The organism is Mycobacterium sp. 48b (assembly GCF_048282725.1).
Taxonomy (GTDB): Bacteria; Actinomycetota; Actinomycetes; order Mycobacteriales; family Mycobacteriaceae; genus Mycobacterium.
The window spans coordinates 866,373-878,597 of sequence record NZ_JBLVUL010000001.1; the positions used below are offsets into that span (position 1 = coordinate 866,373).

Sequence of the window (12,225 nt, forward strand, 5' to 3'; positions counted from 1 at the left end):
TTTACATATATAGACACGAGGTAAAAACTCGTAACTTGTATTGACAAGTTGTGGTGATGCGGACCACAGTATCCGCATGGGAAATCACCACAGCTACGACGTCGTCGTGGTCGGCGCGGGCATCGTCGGCCTGGCGCACGCCTACCACGCGCATCAGCGGGGACTGCGCGTCGCCGTTGTCGATCACGCCGACGGTGTCGTCGGCGCATCGGTCCAGAACTTCGGCCACGCGTGCATCACCGCGCAGTCCGGCGTCGCGCGGCACTACGCGCGCGACGGGCGCAGGCACTGGCTCGACCTGTCCCGCAAGGCGGGGTTCTGGTCGGCCGAGTCGGGCACCTTCTGCGTCGCCCGCCACGACGACGAACTCGCCGTGATGGACGAGTTCGCCGCCCTGCGCGGGGACGACGAGGTGCGGCTGCTGAGCCGCGACCAGATCCTCGAGCAGATCCCGGTGGTGGCGGCCGGGGTCACCGGCGGCATGTACCTGCCGAACGACCTGCAGGTCGACCCACGTACGGCCGCTCCGTCCATTGCGCGGTGGCTGGAATCGGAGGGCGTCGACTTCCATTGGCGTACCGCGGCTTCCGGTTTCGAGCCGGGGGTGGTGCACACCTCGCGCGGACCACTGCGCGCGGGTACGACGTTCGTCACCGTCAACTACGACGTCGACCGCCTCTTCCCGGCCCTGGCCGAACGTGACGGTCTGCTGCGGTGCAGGCTGCACATGCTGCGGGCCCGGCTGCCGCTGGCCTTTGCGCTGCCCGCGCCGTTGTTCACCGGGTGGTCGCTGCTGAGGTACTCCGGATTCGAGGGGCTCCCGAGCACCGAGGCGGTGGCCGGCCGGTTGCGCGCCGAGCACCCCGATTACGTCGCCATCGACCTGCACCAGATGTACACCCCGCAGCCCGACGGCTCACTGCTGATCGGTGACACCCACTACCGCGGCATCGACGCCCCGCCGTTCCAGTCAGAGGAGGGATTCGCCGTCCTCCTCGAAGAGGCCCGGAACCTGTTCGGTGTCAAAGACATCGAGGTCAGCGAGCGCTGGCAGGGCGTGTACACCTCTGCGCCCGGCCAGGAATTCCTCATCGAACAGCCCGTCGAGGGCACCCACGTCGTCACCGTCACCACCGGTATCGGCATGACCACCAGCATGGGCCTCGCCCACGCCAGCGTCGGCAACGCGCTGGACCGACTCGTCGCCACCGTCTGAACGATCCAACTCGAAGGGATAAACCAATGGGCACCAAAGCAACTGATCCGATCAGCCTCGTCGTGTTCGACATGGCCGGAACCACCGTCGAGGACAGCGGGCTGGTTCAGCAGTCCTTCCTGGCCGCCGACAATCACGCGGGTCTGTCGAAGACCGACGATGACCGCGAGGAGATGCTGCGCTATGTCTCCGACACCATGGGCCAGTCCAAGATCGTGGTCTTCCGGCACCTGGCCAAGGGCAACGAGGAGCAGGCACAGGCCGCGAACAAGGAGTTCGAACGCTGCTACGCCCAGCTGGTCTCCGAGGGCAACTGCAGCCCCATCCCCGGTGCCGAAGATGTCATTACATCTTTGCGCTCCAGTGGTATCAAGACCGCGCTGACCACCGGATTCGCCCGGGAGACCCAGTCGGCCATCATCGACGCACTCGGCTGGCACGACCTCGCGGACGTGGTGCTGTGCCCGTCGCCGGGCGTGCGGGGCCGGCCCTACCCGGACATGGCGCTGACCGCGCTGATGCAGACCGAAACCGATTCGGTGCGTTCGATGATCGTGCTGGGCGACTCGTCCTCGGACGTCATCAGCGGACTGCGCGCCGGAGCGCGGGCCTCGATCGGCGTACTGACCGGAGCCCACAACCGGGCTCAGCTGTCCGAGGCGGGAGCCACCCACATCCTCGACAGCGTCGCCGATCTCCCCGCGCTGGTGGCAGCCCTCCGGTAGGTCACCGACCGATACGCCCAGCGGCGGTCGGTCGCAGGCCTCGCCTCCCGACCGCCGCACCTCCTCTGCACCGTTCTCGCAAGAGAAACCTGCCTTTGACGTTCGGCCACACTCGCTCGGCAATCTGCCCCGGCCCGTCAGCACACCGCCTGCCTGCAGCACGCCCACCAGAGGTGCAATCTCATGACCCAAACCGCGATTCCCGCCCCTACAACGATCGTTCCGCGCTACAAGCGCTGGCGCATCCAGATCTTCGCCGTCACCTGGATCGCCTACGCCGGCTTCTACTTCACCCGCCAGGCCTTCTCGGTCGCCAAGCTCGGCATTCTCGAAGACCCGATCCTGAGCACGCATCTGACCAAGAGCACCCTGGCCAACCTCGATGCCGCCTACCTCGCGGCCTATGCGGTGGGACAGTTCATCTGGGGCCAGGTTTCCGACCGCTTCGGTCCGCGCGTGGTCATCCTCGGCGGCCTGGCGATATCGGCGATCGCCACCGTGTTCATGGGCCTGCTGCCCGCCCTGGTGTTCCTGCTGCCGCTGATGATCGTGCAGGGTCTGGCCCAGTCCACCGGCTGGTCTCCGACGCTGAGCAACATGGCCCAGTTCTTCTCGATCGGCGAACGTGGCCGCGTGCTCGGATTGTGGAGCACCAACTACGCATTCGGCGGCCTGGTGGCCGCTCCGATTCTGGGCTGGGCCGCCTACGACGTGTTCGGTTCGTGGCGGGCGGCGTTCTTCACCGGTGCCGCCATCGTGGTCGGGGTGTTCGTACTCGTGCTGCTGTTCCAGCGCAACAAGCCGCAGGACGTCGGGTTGCCGCCGATCGAGGAATACCGCGCGGCCCAGGACGCCAGGGAAGGCGTGGAACTCGATGATTCGCCCGAAGCCGAGGCGGTCACCGAACCGACCCCGTCGTGGCGGGAATCGCTGAAGGCGGTGCTCGGTGACAGCATGGTGAGAACCCTTGGTGCGTCGTACTTCCTGCTCAAGCCGGCCCGCTACGCGATCCTGCTCTGGGGTCCGGTGATCGTCGCGGAGCGACTGGTGGACGGTGACAAGTTCCAGGCCGTGACCATCCCGGTGGCGTTCGGGGTCGCAGGCGTGATCGCCCCGATCCTGCTCGGCCGGATCTCTGACCGGGTGTTCAGTGCCCGACGGGTCCCCGCTTGCGTGATCAGCCTGGCAATCCTGGTGGCGGTGCTCGCGCTGTTCGGTCCGCTCACCGCGACGGGCAGTGCCTGGGTCATGGTGGTGGTGCTCGGCCTGATCGGCCTGAGTGTCTATGGCGCCGACGCGATGATCTCCTGTGTCGCCGCGGTGGACTTCGGCACTTCCAAGCACGCCGGCACCGCGGCCGGGTTCATCAACTGCTGCGGTTCGGTCGGTGCGATCCTCGGCGGCCTGCTGCCCGGATACCTGAGCACGTCGACGCTGTTCTACGGATTCGCCGGCGCCGCACTGCTGTCCATGCTGCTGCTCATCCCGCACTGGAACCGGATGCCGGCCGCGGATTGATCCGTCTACTCGGCCGAGGAGAACTTGGTGCGGGCGTTGACGATGCTGAACGTGACGACATCGGGCCGGTAGCGATCATCCGCGCACTCGAACACCACGCCGTGCTGGTCGCGCGAGACACGTCGCTCCCGCAACAGCGGACTGCCCGGCGCGATACCGAGATTCGCGGCGTCGTCCGGTCCGGCCGCCACCGCGTCGAGCACGTGCTCCATGGAATCGAAGTACACCCCGCGGCCGGCGAGGTAGTCGGTCATCGAGCCCGAATCGGTGTCGAACTCGAACAGAAGGGAACCAACGGATTCGATGAACGTGCTGCGCTCGATCATCGCCGGTTCGCCGTCGAGCAGGCGTACGCGCAGCACCTCGACCACGAAGTCGTCCGGCGTCAAACCCAATGCCTCGATGGCGGTTTCGGAGGCGCGGCGGCGCGCCACCTCGATGGTGCGGTTGCCCGCGGTGCGGCCGACGCGCTCTGCCCACTGGGTGAACGGTGTGAACGTGTCCAGCGTCTGGGTGGCGTCATGGCTGCGGACCACCGCGGGCTTGCCGCGGGATACCCGGATCAGGCCCTCGTTCTTCAGCGTGGCCAGGGCCTGGCGGACCGGGCCACGGGACACGTCGAACTCCGCGCACAGTGCACTCTCGGTGGGCAGCGGCTGCCCGATGGCGTAGTCCCCACGTGTGATGCGCTGACGCAGTTCGGCGGCGACGTGCTCGTGGCGCGAACGGGGCCCCGCCATCGGCATCACCTTCCGGTCAGCTTGTCATGACAAGTTTGCCACGAGCGCTACATTACCGTGCCGCGGTCAGGGCAGGCCGCCGTCCACCCGCAGGATGGACCCGGTGGTGAAGCTGGACGCATCCGACATCAGAAACAGTGCGGCGCCGATGATCTCGGGCGGGTTGCCGGCCCTTTGCAGGGCGAGGTGTCCGAACGGGTCGCCTGCCATGTCCCAGGCCTTGCTGACATCGGTGAGAAACGGCCCGGCCATCAGGGTGTTGACCCGCACGGTCGGCGCGAACGCCTTGGCCAGTCCTTCGGTCATGGCGTTGAGCCCGGCCTTGGCCGCGGCGTAGGGCAGCATGTACTGGTCGGGGCGCAGCGATCCGGATGAGCTGACGTTGATGATCGCGCCGCCGCCGGCAGCCGCCATGCGCTCACCGAGCAGGGCCGAAAGCCGGAACGGCCCTTTGAGATTCAGGTTGAAGACCGAGTCGAAAAGTTTCTCGGTGACCGAGCCCAGTGACTCGTACAGCGGTGACATACCCGCGTTGTTGACCAGCACGTCGACCTTGCCGAATCGCTCGTAGGTCGCGTCAACCAGGCCGTCGAGCTGATCCCACCGGCCCACGTGCACCTGATAGGGCAGCGCGGCGCGACCAGTGGCCGCGGCGATCTCCTCGGCCGCGGCCTCGCAGGATTCCAGGTTGCGGCTGGCGATCACCACGTCGGCGCCGCACCGTGCGGCCCCCATCGCGATCTCGCGACCCAGTCCGCGGCTGCCGCCGGTGACCAGCACGACCCGGTCGGTGAGGTCGAACAACTCGTCGGCATATCCCATGTGATGACCCTCTCCGGCCCTTCGTCACCGCGGCCCTATGGTGACACGGTGCAACTGCTTCTGGTCCGACATGCTTTACCGCTGCGCAGCGAGCCCGGTCAAGGGTCCGATCCCGACCTGTCCGAGGAAGGCATCGCCCAGGCGGAGCGGCTGCCTGCCGCCCTGGCGCGGTTCCCCGTCAGCCGCCTCGTCAGCAGCCCGCAGCGGCGCGCGATCCAGACGGCGGGACCGGTTGCCAGGGAGCTGGGCCTGCAGGTCGAGGTCGACGAGCGGCTCGCCGAGTACGACCGCGACATGTCGCACTACGTGCCGATCGAGGAGATCGCCAAGGAGAACCCCGAGGAACTGGCGCGGCTGGTGAACGGCCACCTGCCCAGCAGCGTGGACGAGAACGCGTTCATGGCCCGGATCAGTGCGGCGGTCGAGGACCTGGTGGACGCCGGTGACCATGACGGGACCGTCGCTGTGTTCAGCCACGGCGGGGTGATCAACGTGCTGCTGCACCAGATCCTGCAGACCCAGCGGCTGCTGTCCTTCCACGTCGACTACGCATCGGTCACCCGGCTGCTGTCGTCCCGCTCGGGCAAGCTGGCCGTCGCCTCGGTCAACGGCACCGAACATGTATGGGACCTGCTGCCGAGAAATGTCCGGTGGTAAACAGTGACGGTGACAAATCTGGAGGGTCTCGACCTCACCGCCCTGGACCGGCACCTGCGTTCGGAGGGTGTCGCCCGCAACGGTGAGCTCCGGGCCGAACTGATCGCCGGTGGCCGTTCCAACCTGACCTTCCGGGTGCGCGACGACGCGTCGGCGTGGGTGCTGCGGCGTCCGCCGCTGCACGGTCTGACCCCGTCCGCGCACGACATGGCCCGCGAGTACAAGGTGGTCGCAGCGCTGGCAGGCACCGCGGTGCCCGTCGCCCGTGCGGTGACGATGAGCAACGACGACTCGGTGCTGGGCGCGCCGTTCCAGATGGTCGAGAACGTCGAGGGGCAGGTGGTCCGCAGCGCCGACGAGCTCGCCGCGCTCGGTGACGAGCAGGTGATCAGCAACAGCGTCGACGCACTGATCCATGTGCTGGCCGACCTGCACGCGGTGGACCCCGAGGCGGTCGGTCTCGGCGACTTCGGCAAGCCCGCGGGCTACCTGGAGCGCCAGGTGCGCCGCTGGGGCTCGCAGTGGGACCTGGTCCGGCTGCCCGACGATCCCCGCGACGACGACGTCAAGCGTCTGCATCAGGCGCTGGCGGATTCGGTTCCGGCGCAGAGCCGCAACTCGATCGTGCACGGCGACTACCGCATCGACAACACCATCCTGGATGCACAGGACCCGACGAAGGTCCTCGCGGTGCTGGACTGGGAGCTCTCGACGCTGGGCGACCCGCTGAGCGACGCCGCGCTGATGTGCGTGTACCGCGATCCCATGTTCAACCTGATCCTGAGCATGGAAGCGGCGTGGAGTTCACCGCAGATGCCGTCGGCCGACGATCTGGCCAACCGCTATTCGGTGCAGTCCGGCCAGGAACTCGCACACTGGGACTTCTACATGGCGCTGGCCTACTTCAAGGCCGCCATCATCGCCGCCGGTATCGACTTCCGTGCCCGCCAGGGTTCCGAGGCGCCGGGCGGCACGAGCGTCGGTGCCGCGGTCGCTCCGGCGATCGCCTCGGGCCTGCGCGCCATCAGCTGACGCGTCAGCTGCGCTGAGCGGCCTTGAAATTCTTCTTGGCGGTGCGGCGCAGCTGGAAGATCCGGGCCGATCCGGCCGCGACGGTCAGCAGCCCGCCGGCCACCGCGGCACCCAGGATGGCCACGCCCGTTGGCAGCGACCAGTGCCAGGCCAGGAACGTCATCGGGACCGGTTCGGTGTTCTGGGCGATGAAGATCAGCAGCACGATCAGCACCAGGAAACCCAGGATCAATGCTGACCACAGTGCGCCGGCGCGGGTCAGTTTGGGCTCGGCGGCCTTACCCGACTTGGCGGGGGACTTGCCGGCATCGGGGACTTTGCCTGGGTCGGGAGTCGGTGTCACCGGCACATGCGGCGTCGGCTCAGGCAAATCGGGCGATGCAGACGGATCGCTGGTCATACTGACATCTTTGCCCGTCAAGGCCTCAAAGCAAACACCATGAGGTAAAGCGCGGCGGCATGTCGGGTGTGCCGTTAGGGTCGGGGAGGCTGAAAGTCCGGCCGCCGTCGCCGAAAGGACGCGCCTGTGCAGCGCAGACCCCTGGCAATCGCGATGACCCTGCTCGCCCTGATCGTGCCGCTGGCGGTGGCCTGCGGAAGCTCCAATCCGCTGGGCGGTGGACCCATCTCGGGTGACCTGAAATCGATCACCGTCGGCTCCGCCGACTTCCCGGAGTCCAAGATCATCGCCGAGATCTATGCCCAGGCTCTGGAGGCCAATGACTTTCAGATCCGCAGGCAGTTCGGCATCGGCAGCCGCGAGACGTATGTGCCTGCGGTGCAGGATCACTCGATCGATCTGATCCCGGAGTACACCGGAAACCTGCTGCAGTACTTCGACGCGGAAGCCACTGCCACCACACCGGACGAAGTGTTGATCGCGCTGTTCAAGGCCCTGCCGGGGGACCTGTCGATCCTGTATCCCTCACCGGCCGAGGACAAGGACACCCTCGCGGTCACCGCCGAGACCGCCCAGCGGTGGAACCTCAAGACCGTCGCCGATCTGGCCGCGCATTCGGCCGAGGTGAAAGTCGGTGCACCATCGGAGTTTCAGACCCGTCAGACCGGGCTGGTCGGCCTGAAGTCCCGGTACGGCCTGGACATCGCACCGGTCAACTTCGTCGCCATCAGTGACGGTGGCGGCCCGGCGACCGTGCAGGCGCTGAACAGCGGCGCCGTCACCGCCGCGAACATCTTCAGCACGTCACCGGCGATCGAGCAGTTCCACCTGGTGCCGCTGGAGGATCCCAAGAACGTCTTCCTGGCCGCCAATGTGGTTCCACTGGTGGCCTCGCAGAAGATGTCGGACGAACTCAAGACCGTGCTCGATGCGGTGTCGGCCAAACTCACCACGGAAGCCCTCATCGAGTTGAACACCGCGGTGGAGGGCAACGCCGGCGTCGACCCCGACGAGGCGGCCGAAAAATGGGTCAGGGACAACGGATTCGACAAGCCGGTGACGCGATGATCACCTTCGAGAACGTCACCAAGCAGTATCCCGACGGTACGGTTGCCGTCGACAACCTCAATCTGGAAGTGCCACAGGGCACGCTGACGGTGTTCGTCGGTCCGTCGGGCTGTGGCAAGACCACCTCGATGCGGATGATCAACCGGATGATCGATCCCACCTCGGGCACCCTCACGGTCAACGGGGACGACATCAGCACCGTCGATCCGGTCAAGCTGCGGCTCGGCATCGGCTACGTCATCCAGAGTGCCGGGCTGATGCCGCATCTGCGGGTGGTCGACAACGTCGCGACGGTGCCGGTGTTGCGGGGCGAATCCCGGCGCAGTGCCCGCAAGGCCGCGATCGGGGTGATGGAACGCGTAGGGCTCGACCCGAAGCTGGCCGACCGCTATCCGGCGCAGCTGTCCGGCGGGCAACAGCAGCGGGTCGGGGTGGCCCGCGCGTTGGCCGCAGACCCGCCGATCCTGTTGATGGACGAGCCGTTCAGCGCGGTCGACCCGGTGGTGCGCGAAGATCTGCAGGCCGAGATCCTGCGATTGCAAAGCGAACTGCGCAAGACCATCGTGTTCGTCACGCACGACATCGACGAGGCGGTCAAGCTCGGCGACAAGGTCGCGGTGTTCGGCCGCGGCGGGGCGCTACTGCAATACGCCGACCCCGCTTTCGTCCTGTCGAATCCGGCCAACGAACTCGTGTCGGGATTCGTCGGTGCCGACCGCGGTTACCGCGGGCTGCAGTTCTTTCACGCCAGCGGGCTGCCCCTGCACGAGATCGAACACGTCGACGAGGACGACATCGACGCGCTGAACCTGAGCCCGGGGGAGTGGCGGCTCGTCATCAAGTCCGGCACGCCGTTCGCGTGGATCAACGCCGAGGGGGTGGAGGTGCATCGCAAGGGCAACGCGCTCTACGACAGCACCATCGGCGGCGGCTCGTTCTTTCCGCCCGACGGCAACCTGCGGCAGGCGCTGGACTCCGCGCTGTCCTCGCCGAGTGGGCTCGGCGTGGCGGTCGACGAGGACGGCACGCTCGTCGGGGGCGTGCGCGCCGACGACGTGCTCGAGGCACTCAAGGAGCAGCGCCGCGTCCCGGAGCTGGGGTAGCTCATGCGATACCTGCTCAACCACCTCGACGACCTGTGGGTGCTGACGGTCGTGCACCTGCGGTTGTCGTTGGTGCCGATCGTGTTGGGGCTGCTGATCGCCGTCCCGTTGGGGGCCGCGGTGCAGCGCACCACCGCGCTGCGCCGGATGACCACCCTCACCGCGAGCATCATCTTCACCATCCCGTCGCTCGCGCTGTTCGTGGTGCTGCCGCTGATCATCCCGACCCGCATCCTGGATGAGGCCAATGTCATTGTGGCGCTGACTCTTTACACCACGGCACTGTTGGTGCGCGCAGTGCCCGAGGCGCTCGACGCGGTGCCCGAACAGGTGCGCGACGCGGCGACGGCGATCGGCTACCGGCCGCTGGTGCGGATGCTCAAGGTCGAACTTCCGCTGGCGATCCCGGTGCTGGTGGCGGGTCTGCGCGTGGTGGCGGTCACCAACATCTCGATGGTGTCGGTGGGTTCGGTGATCGGTATCGGCGGCCTGGGCACCTGGTTCACCGAGGGCTATCAGTCCAACAAGAGCGACCAGATCATCGCCGGGATCATCGCGATCTTCGTGCTGGCCGTCGTCATCGACAGCCTGATCATGTTGGCCGGCAGGGCGATCACGCCGTGGAATCGCACGCCGCGACGCCAACGGGTCAAGGCGGCCGCATGAACTTCCTGCAGCAGGCACTGGACTTCATCTTCACCGCCGCCAACTGGGGCGGGCCCGCCGGCCTGGCCGCCCGCATCGTCGAGCACCTGCAGTACACCGTCGTCGCAGTGGTGGCCTCCGCGGTCATCGCGATTCCGGTCGGCCTGCTCATCGGGCACACCGGACGCGGCACCTTCCTTGTCGTCACTGGGGTCAACGCATTGCGCGCCCTGCCCACCCTCGGGGTGCTGCTGCTCGGCGTGCTGTTGTGGGGGCTGGGCCTGGTGCCGCCGACGGTCGCGCTGATGCTGCTGGGTATCCCGCCGCTGTTGGCCGGGACCTATGCCGGCATCGCGAACGTGGACGCCGCCGTGGTCGACGCGGCCCGCTCGATGGGCATGACCGAGCGGCGCGTGCTGTTCGGGGTCGAGGTGCCCAACGCGCTGCCGTTGATCGTTGGCGGGCTGCGCACCGCGACGTTGCAGATCGTGGCGACGGCGACGGTCGCCGCCTACGCCAGCCTCGGCGGGCTGGGCCGGTATCTGATCGACGGCATCAAGGTGCGCCAGTTCCACATCGCCTTGGTGGGCGCGCTCATGGTCACGGCGTTGGCCTTGATCCTGGACGCCGCACTGGCGTTCGCGGTGTGGTTGTCGATGCCCGGTAGTGGCCGGTTGAGCGGCCGGCGACGGATTCCGCAGCCGTTGCTCGGTGACGAGGTGGCTCTCGAGTCACCTGCCCGGGGGAGTTCCGGACTCGGCTACGAAGGCCGAGTCTCGTCGCATACGGTAGACGGGTGAGCGACGAGAAGGATCGCGTCTGGCCGGCGGTGTTGACGTGGCGGGCGCACGATGAACCCCGGATGGAGTCCGTGCGGGTTCAGCTGTCGGGCAACCGGATCAAGGCCTATGGCCGGATCGTGGCCGCCGCCACCGAATCCCACCCGGCGTTCTCGGCGTCCTACGACCTGGTCACCGACGAGACGGGTGCCACCAAGCGGCTGTCGCTCACCGTCACCCTGGCCGAGCGGGAACGCCAGCTCTCCATCGCCCGCGATGAGGAGAACATGTGGCTGGTGCAGGACCACACTCAGACCAAGCGCTCGGACTTCGGCGGCGCGCTCGATGTCGACGTCGTGTTCAGCCCGTTCTTCAACGCCCTGCCGATCCGGCGGACCGGCCTGCATCAGCGGGCCGAGTCGGTGACCCTGCCGGTCGTCTACGTGCGGCTGCCGGAATTCTCGGTGGAGACCGCCAACATCAGCTACACCAGTTCGGGCCCGGGGGCCCCGGTGAAGCTGCGCTCGCCGGTCGCAGACACCTCGATCACCGTCGACTCCGACGGCTTCATCCTTGATTACCCAGGACTGGCAGAGCGGATCTGATCACCCCGCCGGCTCGTCCGGCAGCGGCCAGCTCGGCCCGCCAGTTGTCCGTGCCCACCACTGTGGTGATGATCTCGGGACGGCTGAAGCTGTCGTAGCGCATTCGCGCGGCATGACCGGTCTCGACCAGCTCGGCCACCGAGCCCGTGGCCGCCAGTGTCTTCTTGGCGCGGTTCAGCAATTTGATGGCCTGCTCCAGCGCGGGCAGCAGTTGGTCGGAATTGGCCTCACACATGGCCCGCACCAGGTCCGGCGCGGTGGCCGCCACACGGGTGCCGTCCCGGAACGACCCGGCCGCCAGAGCGAAGGCCAGCGGCACCTCGCCGGCGATGACGGCCAGGGTTTCGGCGAACAGGTGCGGCAGGTGCGAGATGGCCGCTGCGGCGGCGTCGTGCTCATCGGAGCGGGCCGGCACCACGACCGCGCGGCAGTCCAGGGCCAGCTGCGTGACCAGCGACCAGACCCGCGGATCGACGTGATCGTCCACACTGACCACCCAGGCCGCGCCGGTGAACAGTGCGGCGTCACCGGCCGACCAGCCCGAGTGGGCGGTGCCCGCCATCGGATGGCCGCCGACGAAATTCTGCAGCAACCCGAAGTTGCCGACTTCTTCCAGCACTGCGCCTTTGACGCTGGTGACGTCGGTGAGCGGGCACAGGGGGGCGATGTTGCGGATGTGGTCGAGCATCTGCGGCAGGGCAGGCATAGGCACGGCCAGCACGATCAGTGCTTCGCGGTCGGCGGCCCGGCTCAGCGCCTCGTCGAGATTCTCCGTGGCGTCGTACCCGTCGAACTTTGCGGCCGCGACGGCCTCGACCGACCGGTTGTAGCCGAATACCTCGCGGCCGGCCCCGGCGGCGGCACGCATCAGCGAGCCGCCGATCAGGCCAAGGCCCAGCACGCACACCGGTGTGT

General features: G+C 67.4%; 14 protein-coding genes. 10 read left to right on the forward strand and 4 right to left on the reverse strand.

Features of this window, described 5'->3' with window-relative positions; genetic code table 11:
* Positions 1–76: 76 nt before the first annotated feature.
* From ACNQR1_RS04075 to ACNQR1_RS04085, 3 genes are all read left to right on the forward strand, one after another.
* Complete coding sequence (locus ACNQR1_RS04075) at positions 77–1,216, forward strand: TIGR03364 family FAD-dependent oxidoreductase (protein ID WP_418044254.1); 1,140 nt, start codon at positions 77–79, stop codon at positions 1,214–1,216.
* 26 nt (positions 1,217–1,242) lie between these two features.
* A complete protein-coding gene (locus tag ACNQR1_RS04080) occupies positions 1,243–1,941 on the forward strand; it encodes a phosphonatase-like hydrolase (RefSeq protein ID WP_418044256.1) in 699 nt (232 codons plus the stop codon).
* 183 nt (positions 1,942–2,124) lie between these two features.
* Positions 2,125–3,459 carry an MFS transporter gene (locus ACNQR1_RS04085; protein ID WP_418044258.1) on the forward strand — a complete coding sequence of 445 codons (1,335 nt, stop codon included), beginning with the start codon at positions 2,125–2,127 and terminating at the stop codon, positions 3,457–3,459.
* A 5-nt stretch (positions 3,460–3,464) separates the two neighbouring features.
* Here ACNQR1_RS04085 and ACNQR1_RS04090 read toward each other — a convergent pair whose 3' ends face one another.
* The gene (locus ACNQR1_RS04090) at positions 3,465–4,199 is read right to left on the reverse strand and encodes a GntR family transcriptional regulator (RefSeq protein ID WP_418044260.1); all 735 of its coding nucleotides are present in this window, start codon (positions 4,197–4,199) and stop codon (positions 3,465–3,467) included.
* A gap of 66 nt (positions 4,200–4,265) precedes the next feature.
* Positions 4,266–5,021 carry an SDR family NAD(P)-dependent oxidoreductase gene (locus tag ACNQR1_RS04095; protein WP_418044262.1) on the reverse strand — a complete coding sequence of 252 codons (756 nt, stop codon included), beginning with the start codon at positions 5,019–5,021 and terminating at the stop codon, positions 4,266–4,268.
* 48 nt (positions 5,022–5,069) lie between these two features.
* On the opposite strand from ACNQR1_RS04095, the gene ACNQR1_RS04100 reads away from it, so the two are divergent.
* Both ACNQR1_RS04100 and ACNQR1_RS04105 read left to right on the forward strand, forming a co-directional pair.
* Entirely contained in the window at positions 5,070–5,678 is a 609-nt protein-coding gene (locus ACNQR1_RS04100; RefSeq protein WP_418044264.1) for a histidine phosphatase family protein, read from the forward strand.
* 9 nt (positions 5,679–5,687) lie between these two features.
* Positions 5,688–6,710, forward strand: a complete 1,023-nt coding sequence (locus tag ACNQR1_RS04105) for a phosphotransferase family protein (RefSeq protein WP_418044266.1) — start codon at positions 5,688–5,690, stop codon at positions 6,708–6,710.
* A 4-nt stretch (positions 6,711–6,714) separates the two neighbouring features.
* Here the strand turns inward: ACNQR1_RS04105 and ACNQR1_RS04110 are convergent, their stop codons facing one another.
* Positions 6,715–7,110: a LapA family protein gene (locus ACNQR1_RS04110; RefSeq protein ID WP_418044268.1), complete on the reverse strand. Its 396-nt coding sequence runs from the start codon at positions 7,108–7,110 to the stop codon at positions 6,715–6,717.
* A gap of 153 nt (positions 7,111–7,263) precedes the next feature.
* Between ACNQR1_RS04110 and ACNQR1_RS04115 the strand changes: the two genes are divergently transcribed.
* The 5 genes from ACNQR1_RS04115 to ACNQR1_RS04135 are packed head-to-tail and all read left to right on the forward strand — an operon-like array spanning position 7,264 to position 11,310.
* A complete protein-coding gene (locus ACNQR1_RS04115; protein WP_418050268.1) occupies positions 7,264–8,178 on the forward strand; it encodes an ABC transporter substrate-binding protein in 915 nt (304 codons plus the stop codon).
* A complete protein-coding gene (locus ACNQR1_RS04120; RefSeq protein ID WP_418044270.1) occupies positions 8,175–9,281 on the forward strand; it encodes an ABC transporter ATP-binding protein in 1,107 nt (368 codons plus the stop codon). Before ACNQR1_RS04115 ends, ACNQR1_RS04120 begins: the two co-directional genes overlap by 4 nt.
* 3 nt (positions 9,282–9,284) lie before the next feature.
* Positions 9,285–9,947, forward strand: a complete 663-nt coding sequence (locus ACNQR1_RS04125) for an ABC transporter permease (protein WP_418044271.1) — start codon at positions 9,285–9,287, stop codon at positions 9,945–9,947.
* Entirely contained in the window at positions 9,944–10,726 is a 783-nt protein-coding gene (locus ACNQR1_RS04130) for an ABC transporter permease (RefSeq protein ID WP_418044273.1), read from the forward strand. Before ACNQR1_RS04125 ends, ACNQR1_RS04130 begins: the two co-directional genes overlap by 4 nt.
* Positions 10,723–11,310, forward strand: coding sequence for a putative glycolipid-binding domain-containing protein (locus ACNQR1_RS04135; protein WP_418044275.1), 588 nt, complete (start codon positions 10,723–10,725; stop codon positions 11,308–11,310). Before ACNQR1_RS04130 ends, ACNQR1_RS04135 begins: the two co-directional genes overlap by 4 nt.
* Here the strand turns inward: ACNQR1_RS04135 and ACNQR1_RS04140 are convergent.
* On the reverse strand, positions 11,273–12,217 hold the full coding sequence (locus ACNQR1_RS04140; protein WP_418050269.1) for a prephenate dehydrogenase: 945 nt from the start codon (positions 12,215–12,217) through the stop codon (positions 11,273–11,275). The two genes, ACNQR1_RS04135 and ACNQR1_RS04140, sit on opposite strands and share 38 nt — an antisense overlap.
* Positions 12,218–12,225: the final 8 nt, after the last annotated feature.